Annotated in this window: 23 protein-coding genes; 13 read left to right on the forward strand and 10 right to left on the reverse strand. The window is 49.3% G+C overall.

What is annotated here, in order from left to right; all coding sequences use genetic code 11:
* Positions 1-1,554: an efflux transporter outer membrane subunit gene (locus tag B3Z23_RS02220; protein ID WP_294900993.1), complete on the forward strand. Its 1,554-nt coding sequence runs from the start codon at positions 1-3 to the stop codon at positions 1,552-1,554.
* Positions 1,555-1,587: 33 nt separating this feature from the next.
* On the opposite strand, the gene B3Z23_RS02225 is transcribed toward B3Z23_RS02220, so the two are convergent.
* From B3Z23_RS02225 to zipA, 3 genes are read right to left on the reverse strand one after another with little or no spacing between them, the layout of a single operon-like run.
* Positions 1,588-1,800: a DUF3820 family protein gene (locus B3Z23_RS02225; protein WP_294901085.1), complete on the reverse strand. Its 213-nt coding sequence runs from the start codon at positions 1,798-1,800 to the stop codon at positions 1,588-1,590.
* Between the two features lie 2 nt (positions 1,801-1,802).
* Positions 1,803-3,821, reverse strand: coding sequence for an NAD-dependent DNA ligase LigA (gene ligA / locus B3Z23_RS02230; RefSeq protein ID WP_294900996.1), 2,019 nt, complete (start codon positions 3,819-3,821; stop codon positions 1,803-1,805).
* A gap of 60 nt (positions 3,822-3,881) precedes the next feature.
* Positions 3,882-4,937: a cell division protein ZipA gene (gene zipA, locus B3Z23_RS02235; protein WP_294900999.1), complete on the reverse strand. Its 1,056-nt coding sequence runs from the start codon at positions 4,935-4,937 to the stop codon at positions 3,882-3,884.
* Positions 4,938-5,152: 215 nt separating this feature from the next.
* Between zipA and cysZ the strand changes: the two genes are divergently transcribed.
* From cysZ to arnF, 12 genes are all read left to right on the forward strand, one after another.
* Positions 5,153-5,944, forward strand: a complete 792-nt coding sequence (cysZ, locus tag B3Z23_RS02240; protein WP_294901002.1) for a sulfate transporter CysZ — start codon at positions 5,153-5,155, stop codon at positions 5,942-5,944.
* Between the two features lie 91 nt (positions 5,945-6,035).
* Positions 6,036-7,007: a cysteine synthase A gene (gene cysK / locus B3Z23_RS02245; protein WP_294901005.1), complete on the forward strand. Its 972-nt coding sequence runs from the start codon at positions 6,036-6,038 to the stop codon at positions 7,005-7,007.
* A gap of 385 nt (positions 7,008-7,392) precedes the next feature.
* Complete coding sequence (ptsH, locus tag B3Z23_RS02250) at positions 7,393-7,650, forward strand: phosphocarrier protein Hpr (RefSeq protein WP_038022729.1); 258 nt, start codon at positions 7,393-7,395, stop codon at positions 7,648-7,650.
* 159 nt (positions 7,651-7,809) lie between these two features.
* Complete coding sequence (gene ptsI, locus B3Z23_RS02255) at positions 7,810-9,537, forward strand: phosphoenolpyruvate-protein phosphotransferase PtsI (protein ID WP_414716448.1); 1,728 nt, start codon at positions 7,810-7,812, stop codon at positions 9,535-9,537.
* 42 nt (positions 9,538-9,579) lie between these two features.
* A complete protein-coding gene (crr, locus tag B3Z23_RS02260) occupies positions 9,580-10,083 on the forward strand; it encodes a PTS glucose transporter subunit IIA (RefSeq protein WP_294901010.1) in 504 nt (167 codons plus the stop codon).
* 868 nt (positions 10,084-10,951) lie between these two features.
* A complete protein-coding gene (gene arnB, locus B3Z23_RS02265; protein ID WP_294901013.1) occupies positions 10,952-12,091 on the forward strand; it encodes a UDP-4-amino-4-deoxy-L-arabinose aminotransferase in 1,140 nt (379 codons plus the stop codon).
* Position 12,092: 1 nt separating this feature from the next.
* Positions 12,093-13,076, forward strand: coding sequence for an undecaprenyl-phosphate 4-deoxy-4-formamido-L-arabinose transferase (gene arnC / locus B3Z23_RS02270; RefSeq protein WP_294901016.1), 984 nt, complete (start codon positions 12,093-12,095; stop codon positions 13,074-13,076).
* Positions 13,073-15,055 carry a bifunctional UDP-4-amino-4-deoxy-L-arabinose formyltransferase/UDP-glucuronic acid oxidase ArnA gene (gene arnA, locus B3Z23_RS02275; RefSeq protein WP_294901019.1) on the forward strand — a complete coding sequence of 661 codons (1,983 nt, stop codon included), beginning with the start codon at positions 13,073-13,075 and terminating at the stop codon, positions 15,053-15,055. Before arnC ends, arnA begins: the two co-directional genes overlap by 4 nt.
* Complete coding sequence (gene arnD, locus B3Z23_RS02280; protein WP_294901022.1) at positions 15,052-15,951, forward strand: 4-deoxy-4-formamido-L-arabinose-phosphoundecaprenol deformylase; 900 nt, start codon at positions 15,052-15,054, stop codon at positions 15,949-15,951. Before arnA ends, arnD begins: the two co-directional genes overlap by 4 nt.
* 4 nt (positions 15,952-15,955) lie before the next feature.
* A complete protein-coding gene (gene arnT, locus B3Z23_RS02285; RefSeq protein ID WP_294901025.1) occupies positions 15,956-17,605 on the forward strand; it encodes a lipid IV(A) 4-amino-4-deoxy-L-arabinosyltransferase in 1,650 nt (549 codons plus the stop codon).
* Complete coding sequence (arnE, locus tag B3Z23_RS02290) at positions 17,602-17,937, forward strand: 4-amino-4-deoxy-L-arabinose-phosphoundecaprenol flippase subunit ArnE (protein ID WP_294901028.1); 336 nt, start codon at positions 17,602-17,604, stop codon at positions 17,935-17,937. The genes arnT and arnE overlap by 4 nt, the downstream gene beginning before the upstream one ends.
* Positions 17,937-18,317, forward strand: coding sequence for a 4-amino-4-deoxy-L-arabinose-phosphoundecaprenol flippase subunit ArnF (gene arnF, locus B3Z23_RS02295; protein ID WP_294901031.1), 381 nt, complete (start codon positions 17,937-17,939; stop codon positions 18,315-18,317). Before arnE ends, arnF begins: the two co-directional genes overlap by 1 nt.
* 31 nt (positions 18,318-18,348) lie before the next feature.
* On the opposite strand, the gene B3Z23_RS02300 is transcribed toward arnF, so the two are convergent.
* The 7 genes from B3Z23_RS02300 to cysP all read right to left on the reverse strand — a co-directional run bounded on the left by B3Z23_RS02300 (position 18,349) and on the right by cysP (position 25,281).
* Entirely contained in the window at positions 18,349-19,719 is a 1,371-nt protein-coding gene (locus tag B3Z23_RS02300) for an ATP-binding protein (RefSeq protein ID WP_294901034.1), read from the reverse strand.
* Positions 19,716-20,396, reverse strand: a complete 681-nt coding sequence (locus B3Z23_RS02305) for a response regulator transcription factor (RefSeq protein ID WP_294901037.1) — start codon at positions 20,394-20,396, stop codon at positions 19,716-19,718. The genes B3Z23_RS02300 and B3Z23_RS02305 overlap by 4 nt, the downstream gene beginning before the upstream one ends.
* A gap of 124 nt (positions 20,397-20,520) precedes the next feature.
* A complete protein-coding gene (cysM, locus tag B3Z23_RS02310) occupies positions 20,521-21,405 on the reverse strand; it encodes a cysteine synthase CysM (protein WP_294901040.1) in 885 nt (294 codons plus the stop codon).
* Positions 21,406-21,490: 85 nt separating this feature from the next.
* Positions 21,491-22,579 (reverse strand): sulfate/thiosulfate ABC transporter ATP-binding protein CysA, encoded by a 1,089-nt coding sequence (gene cysA / locus B3Z23_RS02315; RefSeq protein ID WP_294901043.1) that lies wholly within the window; start codon positions 22,577-22,579, stop codon positions 21,491-21,493.
* Positions 22,569-23,444 carry a sulfate/thiosulfate ABC transporter permease CysW gene (gene cysW / locus B3Z23_RS02320; RefSeq protein WP_038022061.1) on the reverse strand — a complete coding sequence of 292 codons (876 nt, stop codon included), beginning with the start codon at positions 23,442-23,444 and terminating at the stop codon, positions 22,569-22,571. Before cysW ends, cysA begins: the two co-directional genes overlap by 11 nt.
* Positions 23,444-24,277, reverse strand: a complete 834-nt coding sequence (gene cysT, locus B3Z23_RS02325; RefSeq protein WP_038022062.1) for a sulfate/thiosulfate ABC transporter permease CysT — start codon at positions 24,275-24,277, stop codon at positions 23,444-23,446. Before cysT ends, cysW begins: the two co-directional genes overlap by 1 nt.
* A complete protein-coding gene (gene cysP / locus B3Z23_RS02330) occupies positions 24,277-25,281 on the reverse strand; it encodes a thiosulfate ABC transporter substrate-binding protein CysP (RefSeq protein WP_294901089.1) in 1,005 nt (334 codons plus the stop codon). Before cysP ends, cysT begins: the two co-directional genes overlap by 1 nt.
* Positions 25,282-25,412: the final 131 nt, after the last annotated feature.

Consider the following 25,412-nt stretch of genomic DNA (forward strand, 5'->3'; position numbering starts at 1 on the left):
ATGAAGGAATTTACTATGCAACCTGTCAGTTACCGGTTCGGTGTACTGTTTATCAGCCTGTTACTGGCCGGCTGTAGCGTCGGGCCTGACTTCAGTCCCCCGGCCAATAAACTGCCGTCTCAGTGGCATGATATGGCCTCTAATCAGCAATCCCGCCCGTTGGCGGTAGATCCTGCAGTGAACTGGTGGAGTAATTTCAAAGATCCGCAATTAGATAGCCTGATCAGCCGGGCTATTGCCGGCAATCTGACCCTGCAACAGGCCGTATTACGTATCGCCGGAGCACGTGAGCAGGTTGCTCAGGCCACAGGAGCACTGATGCCGTCGCTCAACGCCCAGGCCAGCTATGCTCTTCAACAGCCGGGACTGAAAGGCATACTAAAATCCCACCATGTCTATGACAACCTGACTGACGATGAAACCAGTCTGGTCAATAAGGCTACCGGTCGTGTTAATTTTTACCAGGGCGGGTTCGATGCCAGCTGGGAACTGGATCTGTGGGGCAAAGTCCGCCGTACGAGGGAAATGGCTGTAGCGGAACAACAGGCCGCTATCGAACAACGTAATGATGCGATGGTCTCACTGGAAGCTGAAGTCGCCCGTACCTATTTGCAATTACGTGCCGCACAGGCCATAACGCAGGTGACAGAACAACAGATATCCATTGCACAGCAGACCGCCCAACTTACTGCCAGCCAGTTAGAAAACGGGTTGGCGCCAGCGGCCAATCTGGAGAATGCGACCGCCAGCGTCACTTCATTACAGGCACAACTTCCTGGCTATCAGTCTCAGATTGCTCAGGCAATGAATGGGCTGGCGGTTCTGCTCGGAAAAACGCCGGGAGCACTGGATAATGAACTCCAAACGGTGCGTCCGCTACCTGCCCTGCCGAATGTCGTGTCAGTGGGAGTTCCTTCGGAACTGGCCCGCCGCCGCCCTGATATTCGTCAGGCTGAGGCGACACTTCATGCTCAGACAGCGAATATCGGTGTATCGGTCGCTCAGCTGTTCCCGAGTATCTCTCTTACCGGGCAACTGGGGGTACGTAATACCGATGCCAGCTATCTGGATAACTGGAGCAGTCATTTCTACAGTATTGGTCCGGGTATCTCACTGCCTATTTTCCAGGGCGGTCAACTGGTCTCTAATGTTCGACTGGCCAGAGCTCAGCAAGCTAATGCAGCGCTCAGTTACCGCCAGACAGTGCTGACAGCATTACAGGAAGTAGAAAATGCTCTGGTCAGTTACAGGGCCGATCAGCAGCAGCTCATTTCATTACAGGCTTCAGAAAACGCGTTGCAACAGGCCTGGTCACTTTCCTCTGAAGGTTACCGGAAAGGCATTACCACCTACATAGATGTTCTGGATGCCCAACGGCAGTTAGCACAAACCAGACAGCAGGTGGTTCAGGTTCAGGCGACGGCAGCAACCGACCTGGTCGCTTTATATAAATCGCTGGGTGGGGGATGGCAGGAATACCAGCAAGTGACACTCCCTGACTATCATGTTTTTGGAGATACACCGAAAACAGGAGTCACCACTGACAGTCAGTAATATTCAATACGCCCCCTGAAGCAGGGGGCGGGATTATTTTCGGAGCGGATCAACCAGTGCCTGCAAACCTTCGATCTTAATTGCCAGAGCCAGTTGCAACAGTGAGCCAAGATGGCCCTCAGGAAATGCCTCCTTACGGGCAAACCACAGAAGATACTCCTCAGGTAAATCAATCAGAACCCTGCCCTGATATTTACCAAACGGCATCCTGGTGTTCGCCAGTTCCAGCAGATTGTGCTTGTCCAGCATCATCCTCCCAGTAACTCAATCATCTGCAGTTCATCAATGACCTGAATCCCCAGAGCATTCGCCTTCTCCAGCTTAGAACCGGCAGCCTCACCGGCAATCAGCAGATCGGTTTTTTTCGAAACACTACCACTGACTTTTGCCCCTAACGCTGTCAGACGGTCTTTGGCCTCATCCCGGGTCATCAGGTTGAGTGAACCGGTCAGCACAACCGTTTTACCGGCAAACGGGTTATCTGTCACTGGTGCATTTTGCGATGGCATATCCGGCCACTGAATACCAATATCTTCAACCAACTGGCGGATGACTTCACGGTTACTTTCCTCATCCATAAAGTGGCGAACATGGCTGGCGACCACCGGTCCAACATCGGCCACCTGAGTCAGAGATTCCAGTGGCGCATCCATCAGTGCTGGTAACGTTTCAAAATGGGAAGCCAGACTTAATGCAGTAGCCTCACCTACCTCACGAATTCCCAGCGCGTACAGGAAACGTGGTAATGTGGTCGTTTTGGATTTTTGTAGCGCATCGACAATATTCTGTGCCGATTTTGGCCCCATCCGGTCCAGGCCGGTCAGTTTACCCGCACTCAGGCGAAACAGATCGGCCGGAGTATGCACATACTCCTTCTCGACCAGTTGATCGATAATTTTATCGCCCATTCCATCCACATCCAGTGCTCTGCGGGATACAAAGTGTTTCAGTGCTTCTTTACGTTGTGCACCGCAGATAAGCCCTCCCGTACAACGGGTAACGGCTTCACCTTCGACACGTTCGACATCGGATCCACATACCGGGCAATGTTCAGGAAAAAGGATTTCCCGACTGTCAGAGGGACGATCTTCTGTCACCACATTAACAATCTGCGGGATAACATCACCGGCACGACGAATAACGACGGTATCTCCGATACGGATCCCCAGCCGGGCAATTTCATCGGCGTTATGCAATGTGGCATTACTCACCATTACCCCGGCGACCTGCACCGGCTCAAGGCGAGCCACGGGAGTAATCGCACCGGTACGGCCGACCTGGAATTCCACATCCCGTACGGTGGTCAGTTGCTCCTGGGCCGGAAATTTAAATGCCGTTGCCCAACGTGGAGCCCTGGCAACAAAACCGAGCTGTTCCTGAAGAGCCAGTGAGTTCACCTTAATGACCACACCATCAATATCAAAACCCAGTTCAGCACGTTGTTCATTAATCTGATGATAAAACGCCAGTACCTGCTGCGGCGTCTGGCAGACGGTTACCCGGTCATTAACTGGTAATCCCCAGCCTTTCAGCTGTTGAAGACGCTGATAGTGCCCTTCAGCCAGAACCCCGCCTTCCGCCACCCCAATCCCGTAACAATAGAAAGTCAGCGGTCGTTTTCCGGTGATTTTCGGATCGAGTTGTCGCAGTGAACCAGCGGCTGCATTACGCGGATTGGCAAAGGCTTTTCCGCCAGTTTTACGTGCATCGTTGTTCAGTTTTTCGAATCCACGCTGCCGCATAAACACTTCACCACGGACTTCGAGACGTGCCGGAATATCTTCTCCACTCAGACGCAACGGAATCGCCCGGATGGTACGAACGTTCTCAGTGATATTTTCTCCGGTAGTTCCGTCACCGCGGGTGGCTGCCTGAACCAGTTCGCCCTGTTCATACAGTAAGCTCACCGCCAGCCCATCCAGTTTTAGCTCACAGCAATACTCTACCGAGGCATCATTCTTTAACCGGTCGATGACTCGTTTATTAAATGCCAGAAACCCTTCGTCATCAAAAACGTTGTCGAGGGATAACATGGGCACTTCATGCCGCACCTGTTCAAAAGCAGACAATGGTGTGGCCCCAACCCGTTGGGTCGGGGAATCCCGGGTGATGAGATCAGGATGTTGTTCTTCCAGCGCCTTCAGCGCCTGCATCAGTTTATCGTATTCAGCGTCAGGGATTTCAGGCGCATCCAGCACATGGTAAAGATATTCGTGGTGACGCAACCGGGTACGCAGATCATTAAGCTGCTGCAGGATATCGTTCATACTACCCCATAAGATAAAAAACCCCCGACAAGCGGGGGTTGAGATAACCGGGAAACGGGATTAATTCTGGTCGGTCACTTCCCGGATCCGTGATTTGTAGACTTCGAGCTTTTGTGGCGTCATCATCCGACGCTCATCATCCAGTACTACGGCGCCGACGTCATCAGCAATCCGCTGTGCGGATTGCAGCATCAGTTTAAAGTTCTGATGTGCATCGCCATAGGATGGAACCATCATAAAGATAGAGACACCCGGAGTGGTGAAATCCCCCATTTGCTCCGGATCAAAAGATCCGGGCTTCAGCATATTGGCCAGGCTGAAAAGTACCGGGCCGCTACCAGAGGGATTCAGATGACGATGGAAAATATTCATTTCACCAAACTGAAAACCTGCCTGCAAAATAGCCTGCAACAGAGATTCTCCGTTCAGTTCCCCTCCGGTATGTGCTGCAACATGCAGAACCAGTACAGCTTCTTTAGCTGCCGGTTGTTCCGGAGCATCTGCGACCACCGGTTCAGGCTCTTCCTCATTGGATGAGGTCACGGGAGAGTGTGACTCAACATGTGTATCAGGCTGTTCCGGATGCAACGATGCCGCTGTGGGTGTCGGAGCACGATAATGTTCCGGGACTTCTGTCACCCCTGGCTGTGGCCGTTGTACCTGCGTTTTCTGCGACTCAGACCAGGCATGACGATCGGCGGGTTCTGGTTCGGGTTCCCGTGGTTCCTCATGATAAACCTCCTGAGACTGGCGCTCTGGCGCAGAAGAATAACCATGGTCTGAATCCATTAAGGGATCAGCAACAGGTTCCTGCCGGTGACGCAATGAAGTTTTCGCCGCCGGTGCCGGTGAGTTCACATCGTCAGACTTCCGCCTCTGCTGAATATAAGCAGGTGCCTCATCTTCCTCATGATTTTCACGGCTGGCACGAAAATCTACAATATCGTCGTCTTCGCTACTCAGGTCATCGTTGTCACGTTGCTTTAAACGCTTGTGCGGACGGTCACGGAAAACCGAAGACCGCTCCTTGCGGTTGGTCCAAAGACCATGAAGGAGAAGTGCAACGATGGCAACCGCACCAACAACGATTAATATCAGACGCAAATCCTGCATCATTGTATTCTCTGTTGTTCCAATACTTTGCCCTGCTAAAGGCACCTTTACCCTTAAATGTATTTGCCAGGCCCAACAAGTGCAAGTCTGCTTAGTATTTTCTGACAAATATTCTGATATCCGTCGCGTGACTGCTGCTTTTTCACACAAAACTTTACTTACCCGTCGCTCAAACCACGCTATGATGACCCACTCACGGCCTTAATAAGAGAACGATTATGCAGAACAGGAATTCCGCAACGGAGCTTAATGGAATCCACTATTTCCGTCAGGGGTGGCAATTAGCGACATTGCCGGGTATTCGTCGTTATGTCATCGTGCCGTTGCTGGTTAATATCCTATTAATGGGAGCTGCGTTTACCTGGCTTTTCCTGCGTCTTGAACAATGGATCCCAAGACTACTGGGACACATTCCCCACTGGTTACAATGGCTGGATTATCTGCTGTGGCCATTGGCCATATTGTCGCTGCTGTTGATATTCGGTTACTTCTTTTCAACTCTGGCTAACTGGATAGCAGCCCCCTTTTGCGGTCTGCTGGCAGAACAACTGGAGGGCCGCCTCACCGGACACCCTCTGCCCGACGGTGGCTGGAAAGGGCTGATTAAAGATGTGCCACGTATTATGTTACGCGAATGGCAGAAGCTGAAATATTACTTACCACGGGCCATTGTCCTGTTACTGGTGCATTTTATTCCGGTGATTGGCCAAACCCTTGCTCCATTGCTATGGTTTTTGTTTGGTGCCTGGATGATGGCCATTCAGTATTGTGATTATCCGTTCGATAACCACCGCATACCGTTCCTGCAGATGCGCCGGATGCTCGCGACGCACAGAACAGCACATTTACAGTTTGGTGCGCTGGTCAGCATTTTTACCTTAGTTCCACTGATTAATCTGGTGATAATGCCGGTTGCAGTGTGTGGTGCCACCGCCATGTGGGTTGACCATTATCGGCCGCGGACAGCCGCCGGTCACAGCCATGAAACGAGCGGCGTTATTGCCCCCTGACATAACGATATACTATTTCTTTACTTCACTGTCAGGACAGAAAGCGTATTCTCATTGGGTTCTCCATATTTCAAAGAGTTAAGGACAAGCTATGAGTAAGATTTACGAAGATAATTCGTTAACCATTGGCCATACTCCACTGGTCAGATTAAACCGCATTGGTAACGGGCGTATTCTGGCGAAGGTTGAATCGCGTAATCCAAGCTTTAGCGTTAAATGTCGTATCGGCGCCAACATGATTTGGGATGCGGAGAAACGCGGTATCCTGAAACCTGGTGTAGAACTGGTAGAGCCCACCAGCGGTAATACCGGGATTGCCCTGGCTTATGTCGCCGCAGCCCGCGGATATAAACTCACACTGACCATGCCGGAAACCATGTCCGTCGAGCGCCGTAAGCTGCTGAAAGCTTTAGGTGCTAATCTGGTTCTGACCGGCGGCGCCCAGGGAATGAAAGGGGCAATTGCCAAAGCGGAAGAAATTGTCGCCTCTGATCCCCAAAAATATGTATTACTACAGCAGTTCAGCAATCCGGCAAACCCGCAAATTCATGAACAAACCACAGGCCCTGAGATCTGGGAAGATACTGATGGTGAAGTGGATGTGTTTATTGCGGGAGTGGGCACCGGCGGCACTCTGACTGGCGTCAGCCGTTATCTGAAGAACACCAAAGGTAAAAAGTCTCTGGTCAGTGTTGCCGTTGAACCCACCGATTCTCCGGTCATTACCCAGGCGCTGGCTGGTGAAGAAATTAAACCCGGCCCGCATAAAATTCAGGGAATTGGCGCCGGTTTTATCCCGGGTAACCTGGATCTCTCGTTGGTCGATCGTGTAGTGACTATCAGCAACGAAGATGCGATTGCGACGGCCCGCCAGTTGATGGAATCTGAAGGTATTCTGGCCGGAATTTCTTCCGGTGCAGCGGTTGCTGCAGCGCTGCAGTTACAACAGGAACCCGAATTTTCCGATAAAAATATCGTCGTCATTCTGCCATCTTCCGGTGAACGCTACCTGAGCACGGCATTGTTCGCCGACCTGTTTACTGAGAAAGAATTAAATCAGTAAGCTGCCAGATTTGGCGTCAAATGACGATAAATGCTAAAGCACCCTGGTGGTGCTTTTTTTTGTGCTCTGGATCTCACTTTTACTATACATGTGATGGATTTAATATTCGCGGGTATGCTATCGCGCTACTATTTATTTAGAAGCCCAAAATAATTAGTCATTGTTATGAAGCGGATCAAAACCAGCACAATTACTGATAGGGCATAATTCAAAACATCGGCATAATGACTGGCAGAGCTTCCGTTAGTCTGCGGAAAGTTCTGAGGTTAAATCTGGTCAGCCATCTGCAGTGGATACCATGTAATTGCAGATGACAAGAGTTCTGCGCAGTTCATCGCCGACTCTGGTGCCATCAATAAACTCTGATAACGTTGGGGAAATAAAAATGTTCCAGCAAGAAGTCACTATCACAGCTCCTAACGGTTTGCATACCCGTCCTGCAGCGCAGTTTGTTAAAGAAGCGAAAGCGTTTCAGTCTGAAATTACCGTCACGTCAAACGGTAAATCAGCCAGTGCTAAAAGCCTGTTCAAGTTGCAGACTCTGGGTCTGACCCAGGGCACAGTTATCACTCTCGCAGCCGAAGGAGAAGATGAACAGCAAGCGGTTGAACATTTAGTCAAACTGATGGCTGAACTGGAATAAGGCTTTTTTCTGCCAGCAGTAAGTGCAGATAAAACTGAAACTCTGTAAAGGTCTTGATCGCGGACAATTTGTCCGCGCTATTCTTTCCGTAGATTGTTCTACATCACGGCAAATGGCGCATCGTCATTCTTTTTGGCCATCGTACTCAAAGGTAAGGTTATGATTTCAGGCATTCTCGCATCCCCAGGTATCGCTTTTGGCAAAGCACTACTGCTGAAAGAAGATGAGATCGTCATCAACCAGAAAAAAATTGCTGATGATCAGGTAGAGTCAGAAGTTACCCGTTTTCTCGACGGGCGCAGTAAAGCCGCCGTTCAACTTGAAGCCATAAAAACTAAGGCCGGTGAAACTTTTGGTGCCGAAAAAGAAGCTATCTTCGAAGGGCATATCATGCTGCTGGAAGATGAGGAACTCGAGCAGGAAATTATTGATCTCATCAAAAAGGATCATAAATCTGCCGACGCCGCTGTTCATACTGTCATTGAAGGGCAAGCCGTTGCGCTCGAAGAACTGGATGATGAATATCTTAAAGAACGTGCCGCTGATGTTCGTGATATTGGTAAACGTTTGCTACAGAACATTCTTGGACTGCATATCGTCGACTTAAGTGCGATTACCGAAGAATCCATTCTGGTCGCCAGAGATCTGACCCCTTCAGAAACCGCTCAGCTGAATCTGCAAAAAGTACTGGGATTTATTACGGACCTCGGTGGCAGAACCTCACATACTTCCATTATGGCTCGTTCTCTCGAACTCCCCGCCATCGTAGGCACCGGCAATATTACGACTCAGGTCAGTAACGGCGATTTCCTGGTACTGGACGGAGTGAACAACCAGATTTATATCAATCCGCCAACCGATGTAGTAAGTGGACTGAGAGACATCCAGGAACAGTACCTCAGCGAAAAAACTGAAATGGCCAAACTGAAAGACCTTCCGGCCATTACCCTGGATGGGCACCAGGTTGAAGTGTGTGCCAATATCGGAACAGTACGTGATGTTGCGGGTGCAGAACGTAATGGCGCAGAGGGTGTTGGGTTATACCGTACTGAATTTTTGTTTATGGACAGAGATTCCCTGCCGTCAGAAGAAGAGCAGTTTGTTGCTTATAAAGCGGTCGCTGAAGCAATGGGATCGCAGGCGGTAATTGTTCGCACCATGGATATCGGTGGCGATAAAGACCTGCCTTATATGAACCTGCCGAAAGAAGATAACCCGTTCCTGGGCTGGCGTGCCATCCGTATCGCGATGGATCGCAAAGAAATACTTCATGCACAGTTGAGAGCTATTTTGCGAGCATCAAGTTTTGGTAAGCTGCGAATTATGTTCCCGATGATTATTGCTGTCGAAGAAGTCCGCTTTTTGAAAAACGAAATCGAGTTGCTTAAGTCACAATTACGTGACGAAGGTAAAAGTTTTGACGAAAGTATTGAGATCGGAATTATGGTGGAAACTCCTGCATCTGCAGTGATCTCCCGCCATCTTGCTAAAGAAGTCGATTTTTTCAGTATCGGCACCAACGATCTGACCCAGTATACTCTGGCCGTCGATCGTGGTAATGATAGAATTTCACATCTCTATAATCCTATGAGTCCTTCAGTGCTGGGTCTTATCAAGCAAGTCATTGATGCCTCGCATGCTGAAGGAAAATGGACAGGGATGTGTGGTGAGTTAGCTGGTGATGAACGTGCTACACTATTATTACTGGGAATGGGGCTGGACGAATTCAGTATGAGTGCCATTTCAATTCCACGTATCAAAAAAATTATTCGCAATACTAATTTTGGGGACGCTAAAGCGTTAGCAGAACAGGCACTGGAACAGCCTACAGCAGAAGACCTGATGAATCTGGTGAACAAATTCATCAAAGAGAAAACTCTCTGCTAGTCTGCTATTCGTAAGACCGAAATTACTGCTCAGGAGAAGATCATGGGATTGTTTTCTAAATTATTTGGCGACAAAGCAGAAAGTACCTCTGGTACGATTGATATCGTTGCCCCTCTGTCTGGCGAAATTGTAAATATTGAAGATGTGCCTGATGTGGTTTTTGCAGAGAAAATTGTCGGCGATGGCGTTGCTATCCGACCGAATGGTAGCACCATGGTTGCCCCGGTAGATGGTACCATCGGTAAAATTTTCGAAACTAACCATGCTTTTTCCATCGAGTCTGATAACGGTATTGAACTGTTCGTCCACTTTGGGATTGATACTGTCGAACTGAAAGGCGAAGGTTTCAGGCGTATCGCTTCTGAAGGACAAAAAGTTAAGAAAGGCGATATCGTGATTGAGTTCGATCTCCCACTGCTGGAGGAGAAAGCAAAATCAACACTCACCCCTGTTGTTATCTCAAACATGGATGAAATCAAAGAACTGGTTAAACTGACCGGACAGGTAGTCGCGGGTGAAACACCGGTGATTCGCATCAAAAAATAATTGGTTTCCGCTCAGTACAACGCAGTCAACTCACAGCCAGAATTTTTTCTGGCTGTTTTTTTTGGTTTTCTGTTGATTACTATGTGAAATAAATGACTTAATTATTAAACTGGTAAGATATTTCCCGAATCAGGATATCCAATTTAATATTATCTTAATACTCTCCTAAAGCATATCTTCACCAGGGTGCATCCTCATAAACGCTTTCATTTAATAACAATTTAAAAATCATGTGTCCTTGTATATTCATACTCGCAAATACTTTTCTACCCGACTAAATCCTGAAAAATACTAGCAGACTACCGGGTTCATTGGGGGTGTCGTTTCGACTGGCTGACATTAGCAACTTAAGTTAATTATTTTTTACTTCCGTTAACCTGTTTCCCCGGGGATGGATTGTCTCCCGATGAATCTCACATAGAAACCGGGAATGACCATCAGAGGCAGGCAGGCAGGCAGGCAGGCAGGCAGGCAGGCAGGCAGGCAGGCAGGCAGGCAGGCAGGCAAGTATAAACCCTGATAAAGTGTCAACCTGTTCCTGATGAAATATGAGGATTGGTTTAAGGAATCGAATAAAACATCGATTTTATTTATTATTCATTTAACCTCCCCCATTAAGATATTATTAAGGAAAGATTAAGTTTTTATTTCATACTCAACAATAAAATAAATTCATCCACCAGCATGAACTTTTCTCTTCACTAGCTATCATAACAAATGTAAATTCTTCATCCTGAATTAAATTAATACCAGCCTGTTGACGGACGATGTATCTGTGTATGGGTAGAATCCCGTTCCATAAAGGGTATTTATTTGTTTCGACATGACCATTTTATTGAGAGCACTAAATTTAATGCCAGGACAATGTATGACAGACTTTCTCCCTTTTTCCCGGCCAGCACTGAATGAAGATGATGTATCAGCTATCCGGGATGTACTGCAATCAGGATGGATTACCACCGGTCCTAAAAATCAGGCACTGGAAGCCGAATTTCGACAGTTAACCGCTGCCAGTCACGCTATTGCCGTCAGCTCAGCAACCGGTGGGATGCATGTGACATTAATGGCACTTGGAATTGGCCCGGGAGATGAAGTGATTACCCCTTCCCTCACCTGGGTTTCCACAGCCAATATGATAGCATTACTGGGTGCCGAACCCGTAATGGTCGATATTGACCCTAATACACTGATGGTGACCCCGGAAGCCATTGAGGCAGCAATCACCCCCAGAACTAAAGCCATTATCCCGGTGCATTTCGCAGGAGCTCCTGCTGACCTTGATGCCATCTGTAGCATCGCAGAGCAACATAATATTCCGGTCATTGAAGATGCTGCTCACGCGGCGGGATGTTACTACAAAGGTCAGCATGTCGGCCTCCATCAGACCGCCATTTTTTCATTCCATGCTATAAAAAATGTCACCTGTGCTGAAGGCGGAATGATTGTCACCAATGATGAAGAACTGGCTAACCGTATCCGTACCCTGAAGTTCCATGGACTGGGTGTCGATGCCTTTGACCGTGAAACGCTGGGTCGTAAGCCTCAGGCGGAGGTCATCACTCCGGGGTTTAAATACAACCTGACCGATATTCAGGCAGCGATAGCCCTGAATCAGCTTAGCCGTCTGCCACAAATAAATACACGGCGGGAAGCTATTGCTCAGCGTTACCTTAGTGAACTGGCCGATACCCCTTTCATGCCACTGAAAGCTCCTGACTGGCCACATCAGCATGCATGGCACCTGTTTGTGCTGCGTGTTGATGAACAACGTTGTGGCCTGAATCGCGATCAGTTTATGCAACAAATGAAAGAAAGAAATATCGGCACCGGGATGCATTTCCGGGCGGTGCATACCCAGAAGTATTACCGTGAGCGCTACCCGTTATTACAACTCCCCGCAACGGAGTGGAACAGTGACCGCATTTGTTCCATTCCTCTGTTTCCGGACATGACTGATGCTGATTGCAGCAGAGTCATTGCCGCTATTCATGAGATTGCAGAGAGCTGAAATGCAAAATTCTTACCTGGTAAATAAAGTCTCCGTCGTTATTCCGGTTTATAACGAACAGGACAGTCTTCCGCTTCTGATTTCCAGAACCACTGCCGCCTGTGAATTGCTGAACAGACCCTATGAAATTTTGTTAGTAGATGATGGCAGCAGCGATGACTCTGCACAGATAATTATCGCTGCAGCAGAACAACCTGGCAGTTCAGTCGTGGCAGTATTGCTTAACCGCAATTATGGTCAGCATTCTGCAATTATGGCCGGTTTCAGCTATGTCACTGGCGATTTGATAGTCACTCTGGATGCTGATTTGCAAAACCCTCCGGAAGAGATCCCCCGCCTGGTCACCACTGCCGAACAAGGTTATGACGTAGTGGGTACGGTCCGGCAGAACCGACAGGACAGCCCGTTCCGTAAGATTGCTTCAAAAATGATTAATCGGTTGATTCAGAGTACCACCGGTAAAGCGATGGGCGATTACGGTTGTATGCTGCGGGCCTATCGCCGTTCGATTATTGAAGCCATGCTGCATTGCCAGGAGAGAAGCACTTTTATTCCTATTCTGGCCAATACATTTGCCAGACATACCACCGAAATTCCGGTGCTTCATGCTGAACGCGAACACGGTACCTCAAAATACAGCTTTATGCGGCTGATTAACCTGATGTATGACCTTGTCACCTGCCTGACCACCACACCTCTGAGAATGCTGAGTGTCATTGGAGCACTGATTGCCTGCGCAGGCTTTCTGTTTGCATTCCTGTTACTGGTGCTGCGCCTGATTTACGGTGCTTACTGGGGTGCAGAAGGTGTCTTTAGCCTGTTCGCTATTCTGTTTATTTTTATCGGAGCCCAGTTTATTGGAATGGGTTTACTGGGCGAGTATATCGGCCGGATATACAGTGATGTCAGAGCCCGTCCGCGCTATTTCGTACAACGAGTTGTCAATCACGCCACGGCTTCAACTACTGAGGAAGAAACAAAATGAAAGCTATTGTCTTTGCTTATCACGACATGGGATGCGTCGGTATTGAAGCATTGATTGACGCCGGGTATCAGATAACGGCAATTTATACCCACCTGGATAATCCTGGTGAAAACCATTTCTTTGGATCGGTCGCCCATCTGGCAGCAGAGCATAATATCGAAGTTTTTTCGCCGGAAAACGTCAACCACCCTCTGTGGATAGAGCGGATTAAACAGAGTTCCCCCGACATTATTTTCTCATTTTACTATCGTGATTTGATCTGTGATGAAATCCTGTCGATCCCCACGCAGGGGGCATTCAATCTTCATGGTTCATTGCTGCCCCGTTATCGTGGACGAGCACCGTTAAACTGGGTACTGGTCAATGGTGAAACCGAAACCGGCGTCACTCTGCATAAAATGGTACACCGTGCCGATGCCGGCGACATCGCAGCCCAATATATAGTCACCATTGATGATACTGATGATGCCTTACGCCTGCACAAAAAGCTGACCCATACGGCAAGGGAGCTGTTAACCGAACAGTTGCCTTTAATCCAAAAAGGCCAGTCGCAGTTAACTCCGCAGGATGAAACCAAAGCCACCTATGTGGGGCGCAGAACACCTGAAGATGGACGTCTGGACTGGAATCGCAGTGCGAACGAACTGCACAATCTGGTTCGGGCAGTGAGTGAACCCTGGCCAGGAGCCTTCAGTTTTTCCGGAACCACCCGGTTTATTGTCTGGAAATCACGTGTCCGCCAGGATCTGCCATCTGCGGTTCCGGGCAGAGTGCTTGCTACTTCACCGTTAATCATTGCCACTGCAGAGGGGGCACTGGAAGTGGTTACCGGCCAGACGGATAACAGTGTGTACATGCAGGGTAGCGAGTTGGCAAAAACCCTGGGACTGGTGGAAGGTGCGATGTTAAGCAATATGCCAGTGACCCGCGATAAAAAACGTACCCGCGTACTTATTCTTGGGGTGAATGGTTTCATCGGTAATCATCTGACTGAACGCCTGCTGCAGGACGATAATTACGAAATCTATGGCATGGATATCGGATCTGATGCGGTATCCCGTTTTCTGGCTAATGACAGATTCCATTTTGTTGAAGGTGATATCACCATTCATTCGGAATGGATCGATTACCACATCAAAAAATGTGATGTCGTGTTACCCCTGGTGGCCATTGCCACTCCGGTCGAATATACCCGAAACCCGTTACGGGTCTTTGAGCTTGATTTCGAAGAAAACCTGAAAATAATCCGTGGCTGTGTGAAACATAAAAAACGCATTATTTTCCCTTCAACTTCAGAAGTTTATGGTATGTGTACTGATAAGACTTTTGATGAAGATAACTCAAATCTTGTGGTCGGTCCGATCAACAAACAGCGCTGGATCTATTCTGTCTCCAAACAGCTATTGGATCGGGTGATCTGGGCTTATGGTGAAAAAGAACATCTGAGGTTCACCCTGTTCCGTCCATTTAACTGGATGGGGCCACGACTGGATAGCCTGAACTCTGCACGCATTGGCAGTTCCCGCGCGATTACTCAGTTAATCCTGAATCTGGTGGAAGGCTCGCCGATCAAACTGATCGACGGCGGAGCACAGAAACGTTGTTTCACCGATATCAGTGATGGTATCGAAGCACTATTCCGGATTATAGAAAATAAAAATGGTCAGTGTGATGGCCAGATTATTAATATCGGTAACCCTGAGAATGAAGCCAGTATCAGAGAACTGGCCGAAATGTTGTATCGCTGCTTTGAACGTCATCCGCTGCGTCACCATTTCCCGCCATTCGCCGGTTACCGGGAAGTGGAAAGCAGCAGCTATTACGGTAAAGGCTACCAGGATGTCGAACACCGTAAACCCGATATCCGTAATGCCCGTCGCCTGCTGGGATGGACACCACAGACCGAAATGGAAACCACGGTAGAGCAAACACTGGATTTTTTCCTGAGTACAGTCATTACGTCGGATAAAAATCCATGAAAAAAGTCGGCCTGCGCATTGATGTTGATACCTGGCGGGGCACCCGTCAGGGAATGCCAGCACTTCTGGATGCCCTGGAGAATGCCGGTATCCGGGCGTCAGTATTCTTCAGTGTCGGACCGGATAATATGGGGCGTCACCTGTGGCGCCTGATTAAACCGGCATTTTTATGGAAAATGCTGCGTTCGGGGGCGCCCTCGTTGTATGGCTGGAATATTTTACTGGCCGGTACCGCCTGGCCAGGGCGTATCATTGGTACGGGCAATGCAGAAGTTATTCGCCGTACTGCAAGTCATCATGAAACCGGCTTACACGCCTGGGACCACCATGCCTGGCAAATGTGGGCCGGGGTCTGGGATCAATCCCGGTTAACTGCAGATATTCGACGCGGAAAAGAGGCACTGGAAGCCATTATCGGTACCAAAGTTACCTGTTCCGCAGTCGCTGGCTGGCGGGCTGACCAACGGGTCGTCAGGGCAAAACAACCCTTTAAATTCCGCTATAACAGCGACTGTCGGGGGACAGCACCGTTTCTTCCGGAACTGACCTCGACCTTATCTGGCACGGTTCAGATTCCGGTAACCTTACCAACCTGGGATGAGGTTGTCGGTCGTCAGGTGGAAGCTTCCGGGTTTAACCGTTTTATTCTGGATGCTATGCATAAAGACCAGGGCAGTCCTGTTTATACTATCCATGCGGAAGTGGAAGGGATCATTGGTCTGAATGATTTCGTCCGGCTACTGTCAATGGCGCGTGAAGAAGGTATTGAATTTGTTCCGCTCAGTGAGTTGCTGCCTGAGTCCGATCATTCCCTGCCAGCAGGGAAAGTTACCCGGGATTCGATACCTGGCCGGGAAGGCTGGCTGGGATGTCAAACTCCTGTTACACGGCGTTGAACCAATGAAAGTGACAAAAACCGGTTTTATCCTGCTGTTCCTTTTTGCACTCTGTTACCTGCTGCCGTTAGATATGCGCGCACTGTGGCAGCCTGACGAGTTCCGTTACGCAGAAATCAGCCGTGAGATGCTGGCCACAGATAACTGGGTAGTGCCGCATTTCTTTGGTCTGCGCTATTTTGAAAAACCTATCGCCGGATACTGGATCAATAATATTAGCCAGTGGCTTTTTGGCCATAATAATTTTGCTGTTCGTTTTGGCTCAGTGTTCTCCATCTCTGTCAGTGCCATGCTGGTCAGCTGGCTGGCATCCAATATCTGGCGCGACCGGAAAGTAACGCTGTTAGCTGCAGTTATCTATTTAAGCTGTATGCTGGTTTATGGCATTGGTACCTATGCAGTACTGGACCCGATGATTACCTTGTGGATGAGTGCCGCCATGGCTGCTTTCTGGCTGGCCAGCGAAGCAAAGAGTTCAGGGAAAAGAGCCGCCGGCTATCTGCTACTGGGAGTCACCTGCGGTATGGGGGTGATGACCAAAGGTTTCCTCGCACTGGCCATACCGGTGATCAGTATCATCCCATGGATGATTGTGACCCGCCGCTGGAAGGAAGTACTGATTTACGGCCCGCTTGCCGTGATAAGCGCCACTATTATTACCCTACCCTGGGCGCTGGCAATCAATGCCCGGGAGCCTGATTTCTGGCACTATTTCTTCTGGATAGAGCATATTCAGCGTTTTGCTGAACCGAATGCCCAGCATAAAGCCCCCTTCTGGTATTACGTCCCGATTCTGTTGATCGGAACATTGCCGTGGCTCGGTTATCTTCCGGCAGCTCTAAAAAATGGCTGGCAGCAACGCCATATCAACCCAGGAGCCATTTACCTGGCAGGGTGGGTGATTATGCCGTTAGTGTTTTTCAGTATCGCCAAAGGGAAATTACCCACCTATATCCTGCCCTGCTTCGGGCCGATGGCTATTTTACTGGCCAATGTGGCCTGTGGTGGATATCAACAAATCAGGGGCAGCGCTAAGGCTAACGGCTGGATTAATCTGATGTTTGGTGTGCTGGGAATGGCAGCCTTGCTGGTTTGCCGCTTGCTGCCATCGCACCCACTATTTGCACCAGGCGAGGTCATGGGTTTCACACTGGGAATGCTGGCGTTTCTTTTCTGGGCCATCATCGGTGCGGTGACCCTGATGAAAGCCGAAAAATACTGGCATGTTGCGGTACTTTGCCCGTTAGTGCTGGTTCTCACGATGGGTTATGCCATCCCTGAACGGATTCGCGACTCTAAACAACCGCAGGATTTTCTGAGTAAGGTCAGCGACCGTATGGAAAATAGTGGTTACATTCTGGCTGATGGCGTGGGTCTGGCTTCAGGGATTGCCTGGCAGCTCAGACGATCAGATATTAATCTGTACAATCAGTCCGGAGAAATGGCCTACGGGCTGGCCTACCCGAACGGTCAGGGACGGCTGATCAGTCGCAGCGCTTTTCCTGACTGGCTGGCCACCCATCGCAGTAAAGGTGTATCTCTGGTACTGAAATTAAATAAAAACCAGGCGTTGCAGCAATTACAGCTCCCGGTGCCAGACTTTAGTTATCAGCAGGGACGTCTGTTGTATGTTGAATACGGCCCGGTGAAATGACCTGGTTGTTGCTGATACTTTCCAGCCTGATCAGCTGCCTTGGGCAGCTGTGTCAGAAACAGGCTGCCGCCCCCGTGTCAGGCTCTTCCCGTCGCGGCCATCTGATTCGCTGGCTGGGATTAGCTATCGTGTGCCTGGGGCTGGCTATGCTGTTGTGGTTGCAGGTGTTACGTTCTCTGCCGGTTGGGATTGCTTATCCGATGCTAAGCATGAATTTTATCTGGATAACTCTTTCAGCATACTGGCTATGGGGTGAGCCTGTCGGCCTGCGCCACTGGTGCGGTACAGGTCTGATTATTCTCGGCATTGTGTTAATCAGCGGAGCTGTCTGATGGGTTATATCCCAGCTATCTGTAGTGTGCTACTGGTCAGTTTTGCTCAGGTCGCCATGAAATACGCGATGAGCCGTTTCCCTGCCAGTGCCGGTATCGCGGACATCATCCGTGAGTTATCCGGGCATCCGACTGACGCCGGATGGCTGCTGGCCGGTCTTGCAGGCTACGCTCTGTCGATGGGATGCTGGTTTCTGGCTCTGAAACGTCTGCCCCTGAGCAAGGCCTATGCATTACTCAGTCTCAGTTATATTATTGTCTGGGCCATAGCGGTAACTCTGGGCTTTTGGGGAGAACGCTTCTCATTAACCACACTGGCGGGTATTTTATCTGTCATTTGCGGGGTGATGCTGGTGTGTATGCCTTCAGCTAAACGATGACAAGACAGGCAGGACTCCTGCCAGCATCTGCTCAGTCTGGGTGCCAGTGAGGTAACCGCAATGCAATCTCCAGTCCCCCTTCAGGACGATTGCGCGCTCTGACCTCACCATTATGGGCCAGTATAACCTTACGTACAATCGCCAGCCCTAATCCATATCCCTTTCCTGATTTGGCCGTTTTCACCCGTACAAAGGGATCAAAAATACTGGAAAGCTTATCCTGTTCGACTCCAGGCCCCTGATCCTTAATCAGTAATGTCAGCCAGTCCTGTCCGGAATTCATCGTGATATCGATAGTCTGACCTGCAGATGAGAAACGCAGTGCATTACGCAACACATTCTCGATACAGCGACGGACCATCTCCGCATTACCCTGCACCATAAAGTCAGCATTTAAATCATAGCTGACATTAATTTTCACCTGCGGAACCTGTGCTTCGAATCGGGCATCAGCCACTACGACATCCAGTAAACTGGTTAAATCAAAATACTGGTCCTGTTCGGAATGCCCATGCTCAGCTCGAGATAATGTCAGCAATTCGCCAATCATTTTATCCAGTTTCTGGGCTTCGTTATCTATCCGTTCCAGTGAATCATTAACATTTGCCGGAGCCTGACGAGCCAGCGCTGTCGCCAGCTGAAGCCGGGCCAGCGGCGTTCTCAATTCATGCGAGATATCGTGCAGAAGCTCTTCTCTGGCTTTGACCAGCACATCCAATCGTTCCACCATGGCATCAAATTCCCTGGCCACCACAGAAAACTCGTCATGTCGACGCTGCATTTTATGATACAACCTGACACTGAGGTCACCACTGGAAATTTGCCCGAAACCATCCCTTAGCTGACGCATTGGACGGATCAAATTCCAGGCAAGCAGCAGACTAAACAGCAAGCCCATAGGAATAATAAAAATAAGCACCGGCATCGGCACATGCAAAAAGCGCTGAATGAGAGGCAACGTTTTCCATTCTCTGCCTGAATGTAGCAGGCGCATATCAATCGAAATCAGATAGTGTTTGTCATCAGGGGCCTGTACCACCCTGGTCAGCATTGGATCTGGCCTTCCAGAATCAGGTTTGTCATTTTCGGGTTGATTATCCGTATTATTCGGCGCGACCGCAGGTGTTGTCGGTTGAAAAGTCTCACGGAACAGAGTGGCTGAGCGGAGCAATTCCGGCCATCTGGAAGTTACTTGCTGAAAACCTGACGGTCCTTGTAGCTCAACCCGATCGGCAGCCAATTCCAGTTGAGTGGACAATAACTGACGCGTCAGTCTTTGTTCCGGTGGTTCAGAACCCAACAAACTAAACCCGAGCCACATTAACTGGCTAATCACCAGGAACACCAGCATAAAGCCAAGAAGCATTTTCCAGAACAAACGTCCGGGATAATCGTTGCTCATCGGATACGATAACCGATACTGCGGACAGTCTCGATATTTAGTTGATCGTTAGTCAGTTTGCTCAGTTTCTGTCGGATATTACTGACATGCACATCGACACTTCGGTCATAAGCTTCACGCTGTCTGCCTAAGGCTTTCTCAGACAACTCATCCTTTGAGACCACCCGATCGCTGGCAGACATCAGCAGTTCCAGTAAATTGAATTCTGAAGCCGTCAGATCGAAAGCTTCGCCTTTCCATGCTGTCGCCCGGGTCGCAGGATTAAGTGTCAGCTCACCCCGCATCAGAATATCTTTTTTCTCTGCGGGTGCAGGCTGTTCATCAATACGGCGCATCACTGAACGTAATCTGGCGACCAGCTCACGTGGATAGCACGGTTTAGGCACATAATCATCAGCCCCCATTTCCAGACCAATAACTCTGTCAATATTATCGCCTTTAGCAGTGAGCATAATCACAGGCAAACGACTACGTTGCCGGATTTGACGCAGCACATCAATGCCACTCATATCTGGCAGCATAATATCCAGAATCATTGCGCTGTACTGACCAGATGTGGCACTACAGATCGCTTCTTTACCGGTAGTGACCAACTCTGTCGCAAATCCTTCCCCTTCGAGGTACTGGCTAAGCATGGTTCCCAGTTCATGATCGTCATCGACCAGCAAAATTTTCATGAAATGCTCCCTTTCTGTAAATTGACTCTATTCTGACCGCAGAATCTGGTAGTTACTGCAGGATTTTCACTATCCTTACATGATTATTATCCAGTAGCTGCAAATTCAGTTAATCCCGGGGGAATTATTGATAAACCCCGGTCGAAAGGTAACGATCACCACGATCACAGATAATGGCCACCACCCGGGATCCCGGCTCATCAATAGCAATCTGCAGTGCTCCGGCCACAGCCCCACCTGAGCTTACGCCACAGAAGATACCTTCTCTGCGAGCCAGATGACGCATGGTTTCAGTCGCTAATTCTTCAGACATATCAATCGTTCGATCGACCCATTGAGCCTGAAAAATCCCCGGCCGGTAAGCCTCTGACCAGCGACGGATCCCGGGAATTTGCGCACCATCTTCGGGTTGCAATCCCACCACCTGCACCGCAGGATTTTGTTCTTTCAGATAACGCCCCACACCACTGATAGTCCCGGTCGTCCCCATGCTGGAGACAAAATGTGTCAGTCTGCCCTGTGACTGCTGCCAGATTTCCGGTCCGGTAGTCAGATAATGACCCAGCGGATTATCGGGATTATTAAATTGATCGAGTATTTTACCTTCCCCACAGGCTGCCATTTCAGCGGCAATATCTCTGGCTCCTTCCATCCCCCCCTGCTGCTGGCTCACCAGGACCAGAGTGGCACCATAAGCTTTCATCGAGGCCTGACGTTCCATACTCATGTTGTCAGGCATCAGCAGTTTCAGATGATAACCTTTCATGGCGGCAATCATCGCCAGAGCAATGCCTGTGTTGCCACTGGTAGCTTCGATTAATGTATCTCCGGGGGCTATTTCTCCCCGCAGCTCAGCCTGGTGGATCATTGAGAATGCCGCACGATCTTTGACTGACCCGGCAGGGTTATTCCCTTCCAGTTTCACCCAAACTTCACTGCCATTATCAACCACCAACCGCTGCAACCGTACCAGCGGGGTATTACCTATAGTATTTTCCAGAGTAATCACGGGGGAGATCCCTGCATTCAGAAACGAAAACAGCCTGTTCACTGTGATAGCGCCAGGCTGTTTTACAGACGATGGAATGAAAATATCAGGCAGTTTTGGCAAAGGCAACAGGCTGAACTAACTGTTCGCCCTGATAGACTCTGGCTTTATTCACTCCGATATACAATTTATCACCACGGACAGGGGGATGATCTTCATGCTCATAGACCAGCGTTAAATCTCCCTCTGCCCACTCTTCCGGCTGAACGACTAATTGCCAGAAATGGCCCCGCGGACTTACCTCCACGACTTTAACAGGCAGAGGTGTCGCTTCACTTTGGTCGCGGCTGATATCGGTTTCCCACGGACGCAGAAACAAATCCACTTCTCCCTGAACAGCAGGGGTAAAATCCAGCGGCCATTGGTGGCCAGCGACCTGCAGCTTATTGCCGACAAGGTGACCCTGCAGACGATTAATCTCCCCAAGGAACTCCAGTACAAATCGTGATGCGGGTTGCTTCCAGACTTGTTCCGGAGTACCGGTTTGTTCTACATTTCCCTGACTCATCACAACGATGCGATCAGCGACTTCCATCGCCTCTTCCTGATCATGGGTGACAAACACACTGGTGAACTGTAACTCTTCATGCAACTGACGTAACCAGCGGCGTAATTCTTTACGCACCTGAGCATCCAGAGCCCCGAAGGGTTCATCCAGCAACAGGATGTGTGGGTCAACCGCCAGCGCCCTTGCCAGCGCAACCCGTTGTTTTTGGCCGCCAGATAATTGTGCCGGATAGCGTCCTGCCAGATGAGACAACTGAACCATCTCCAGCAAATTCAGCACCTTCTTACGGATATCGGCCGCGGAAGGACGTTCCCGGCGAGGCAAGACGGTCAGGCCAAAAGCAATATTGTCAAACACCGTCATATGCCGGAACAGGGCATAATGCTGGAACACAAAGCCAACATGGCGATCGCGGGCATGCAAATGGCTGACATCGCGGTCATGGAAGGAAATACGACCGCTGTTTTGATGTTCCAGTCCGGCAATAATGCGTAATAAGGTGGTTTTTCCGGAACCTGAAGGCCCCAGCAAGGCCACCATTTCTCCTGAAGAAATATCCAGGTCAATATCGTTCAGTACCGGGGTTTTGCCGAAAGACTTATTAATCTGATGAATATTAATGCTCATAGTTGCCGTCCTGTTGCTGACGCTGTTGCTGACGCTCCAGTCGCCATTGCAGTGCGCTTTTCAAAAATAATGTCACAATGGCCATCAGAGCCAGTAATGCCGCAGCCGTAAATGCCCCGACTTCATTGTAATCCTGGTGCATGAGTTCAACCTGCAATGGCAAGGTATAGGTTTCACCGCGAATAGATCCGGAGACTACCGATACTGCTCCAAATTCACCTAACGCCCTGGCATTGGTCAGTACCAGTCCATACAGCAATGCCCAACGAATATTTGGCAAGGTGACCCGACGGAACATCTGCCAGCCACTGGCACCTAACAGGATTGCGGCCTCATCCTCCTGGCTCCCCTGGCTCAACATCACCGGGACCAGCTCGCGAATAACAAACGGACAGCTGATAAAAATGGTGACCAGAACCATACCCGGCCAGGCGAACATAATCTGAATATTATGAGCATCCAGCCAGTGCCCCAGCGGGCCATTAACTCCCCAGCACAACAGGTACAGTAAACCGACGACAACCGGAGAAATAGCAAACGGGATATCAAATAACGTCAGTAATAACTGACGACCTGGAAAATTAAACCGGCTGACCAACCATGCCAGTAAGATCCCGAACACCAGATTTACCGGCACAGTGATCAGAGCAATCATTACCGTCATCCAGATGGCGTGTAACATGTCCGGATCGGTCAGACTATGTAATGACGCGACTACTCCTTTACCCAATGCCTGCCAGAAGATGGAGATTAAAGGCACAACAAGCATCAGAACCGAAAGAAGTACCCCCAGGCTAATCAGCAAAAAGCGGCCCCAGCGAAACTGTGATTTAGCCGCATAACTGCCGGAAGTTAATTCAGTCATTAGTGGCCTCCCAGGCGACGACCGTAACGGCTCTGCAGTACATTAATCCCAAATAAGAGTAACAATGACGCCGCCATAATCACCGAAGCAATCGCGGTGGATGCCGGAAAATCAAACTCCTGCTGCCGAATGAAAATCATCAGCGAAATCACCTCGGTTTTCCAGGCAATGTTCCCGGCAATAAAGATGACTGCGCCAAATTCACCCAGACTACGGGTAAACGATAGCGCGGTACCGGCAAGCAAGGCCGGAGCGACTTCAGGGAGTATCACACGGTAAAAAGCCTGCCAGGGGCTGGCGCCCAGTGTTTCTGCGGCTTCTTCATATTCCGGTCCCAGTTCCTCCAGTACCGGTTGCACGGTACGAATCACAAAAGGAATACTGGTAAATGCCATAGCAACTGCAATACCCAGCCAGGTATAGGACACTTTAATTCCAAACTGTGCCAGCCATTCGCCATACCAGCCGGTCGTCGAAAAAATTCCCGCCAGCGTCAGACCTGCCACAGCGGTCGGCAGAGCAAACGGCAGATCCATTAATCCGTTAAGCAGCGTTTTCCCCGGAAACTGATAGCGTGTCAGTATCCAGGCCATCAGCATGCCAAACACCGCGTTAAATGCTGATGCCAGTGCGGCTGATAAAATAGTGACCTTATACGCGGCTACCAGTTCCGGTTCAGTCACTACGTGCCAATAATCAGCCCAGGTCATTTTTGAAAGCTGAATGACCAACGCACTCATCGGCAGTAATAATACCAGGCAGGTAAAAAAGAGACTGGTACCCAGACTTAATCCAAATCCGGGCAACACCCGTTTATGACGCACAGATTTCATTACTCATGTCCTGCTGACTGCAATTTATCAAATTCTCCGCCATTGGCGAATTGAGTCTTCATAGCGTTATCCCAACTGCCAAAAACATCTTCAACACGGAATAGCGAAACATCCGGGAAACGTGCTTTATTTTCAGCCATTAGCTTCGGATCGTTAACACGATAATAGAAGCCAAGAATGACCTTGCGGGCCTGTGGAGTGTAGAGAAATTGCAGGTATTGTTTTGCTGCGTCCTCAGTCCCATTTTCTTTGACGTTTTTATCTACCCAGGCAACCGGGAATTCTGCCAGAATGTTGGTTTTCGGAACCACAACCTCAAACTCAGATTTAGGGTATTGCAGGCGAATATTATTCACCTCTGATTCAAAACTTATCAGGACATCCCCCAGCCCACGCTCAGCAAAGGTCGTAGTCGCTCCCCGGCCGCCGGTATCAAATACTGCAACGTTTTTCACAAATTGCGTCATAAAGGCTTCGGTTTTTGCCTGATCATTACCATCAGCTTTGGAGGCGGCGCCCCAGGCTGCCAGCCAGGTATAACGACCATTTCCGGAGGTTTTGGGATTAGGGAAAATCAGTTGAACTCCGCTGCGGGTTAAATCAGCCCAGTCATGAATATGTTTAGGGTTTCCTTTACGGACGAGGAACGCCATGGTGGAATAAAACGGTGAACTGTTATTGGGCAAACGGGTTTGCCAGTTTGCGGGGATCAGATTGCCACGATCATGCAGAATCTGTACATCAGAAACCTGATTATAAGTCACCACATCGGCTCGTAATCCCTGCAAAATAGCCAAAGCCTGCTTTGATGAGCCACCATGAGACTGACGTATTGTCAGTTTATCTCCGGGATGAGCCTGATCCCATTGCTTTTCAAATAACGGATTCAATGCAGTGAATAATTCACGGGAAACGTCATAAGAACTGTTAAGTAAAGTTGTAGCATTGGCTGCACCAGCCGTCATCAACGTCAGTAATGCAGCACCGATCCATTTTTTTCCCATAATATTCATTGGCCAACCTCTGAGCACTTGAGCGGCACCCGTTAGCCGCATAATTAGTGTATTTATTTCTCAGGGTAAAGCTGTAGCGGTTTTATATACCGTTTATTGCTTTAAAAGTTTAAAAATGCATA

It is taken from the genome of Tatumella sp. UBA2305, assembly GCF_002345795.1.
In the GTDB taxonomy this organism is placed as follows: domain Bacteria; phylum Pseudomonadota; class Gammaproteobacteria; order Enterobacterales; family Enterobacteriaceae; genus Tatumella; species Tatumella morbirosei.

What these genes read in the sequence shown, in the direction of transcription:
- B3Z23_RS02220 (WP_294900993.1), top strand. Translation starts at nt 1, where the DNA reads ATGAAGGAATTTACTATGCAACCTGTCAGTTACCGGTTCGGTGTACTG.
- ligA (WP_294900996.1), bottom strand. Translation starts at nt 3,821, where the DNA reads ATGAACGATATCCTGCAGCAGCTTAATGATCTGCGTACCCGGTTGCGT.
- zipA (WP_294900999.1), bottom strand. Translation starts at nt 4,937, where the DNA reads ATGATGCAGGATTTGCGTCTGATATTAATCGTTGTTGGTGCGGTTGCC.
- cysZ (WP_294901002.1), top strand. Translation starts at nt 5,153, where the DNA reads ATGCAGAACAGGAATTCCGCAACGGAGCTTAATGGAATCCACTATTTC.
- cysK (WP_294901005.1), top strand. Translation starts at nt 6,036, where the DNA reads ATGAGTAAGATTTACGAAGATAATTCGTTAACCATTGGCCATACTCCA.
- ptsH (WP_038022729.1), top strand. Translation starts at nt 7,393, where the DNA reads ATGTTCCAGCAAGAAGTCACTATCACAGCTCCTAACGGTTTGCATACC.
- ptsI (WP_414716448.1), top strand. Translation starts at nt 7,810, where the DNA reads ATGATTTCAGGCATTCTCGCATCCCCAGGTATCGCTTTTGGCAAAGCA.
- crr (WP_294901010.1), top strand. Translation starts at nt 9,580, where the DNA reads ATGGGATTGTTTTCTAAATTATTTGGCGACAAAGCAGAAAGTACCTCT.
- arnB (WP_294901013.1), top strand. Translation starts at nt 10,952, where the DNA reads ATGACAGACTTTCTCCCTTTTTCCCGGCCAGCACTGAATGAAGATGAT.
- arnC (WP_294901016.1), top strand. Translation starts at nt 12,093, where the DNA reads ATGCAAAATTCTTACCTGGTAAATAAAGTCTCCGTCGTTATTCCGGTT.
- arnA (WP_294901019.1), top strand. Translation starts at nt 13,073, where the DNA reads ATGAAAGCTATTGTCTTTGCTTATCACGACATGGGATGCGTCGGTATT.
- arnD (WP_294901022.1), top strand. Translation starts at nt 15,052, where the DNA reads ATGAAAAAAGTCGGCCTGCGCATTGATGTTGATACCTGGCGGGGCACC.
- arnT (WP_294901025.1), top strand. Translation starts at nt 15,956, where the DNA reads ATGAAAGTGACAAAAACCGGTTTTATCCTGCTGTTCCTTTTTGCACTC.
- arnE (WP_294901028.1), top strand. Translation starts at nt 17,602, where the DNA reads ATGACCTGGTTGTTGCTGATACTTTCCAGCCTGATCAGCTGCCTTGGG.
- arnF (WP_294901031.1), top strand. Translation starts at nt 17,937, where the DNA reads ATGGGTTATATCCCAGCTATCTGTAGTGTGCTACTGGTCAGTTTTGCT.
- B3Z23_RS02300 (WP_294901034.1), bottom strand. Translation starts at nt 19,719, where the DNA reads ATGAGCAACGATTATCCCGGACGTTTGTTCTGGAAAATGCTTCTTGGC.
- B3Z23_RS02305 (WP_294901037.1), bottom strand. Translation starts at nt 20,396, where the DNA reads ATGAAAATTTTGCTGGTCGATGACGATCATGAACTGGGAACCATGCTT.
- cysA (WP_294901043.1), bottom strand. Translation starts at nt 22,579, where the DNA reads ATGAGCATTAATATTCATCAGATTAATAAGTCTTTCGGCAAAACCCCG.
- cysW (WP_038022061.1), bottom strand. Translation starts at nt 23,444, where the DNA reads ATGACTGAATTAACTTCCGGCAGTTATGCGGCTAAATCACAGTTTCGC.
- cysT (WP_038022062.1), bottom strand. Translation starts at nt 24,277, where the DNA reads ATGAAATCTGTGCGTCATAAACGGGTGTTGCCCGGATTTGGATTAAGT.
- cysP (WP_294901089.1), bottom strand. Translation starts at nt 25,281, where the DNA reads ATGGGAAAAAAATGGATCGGTGCTGCATTACTGACGTTGATGACGGCT.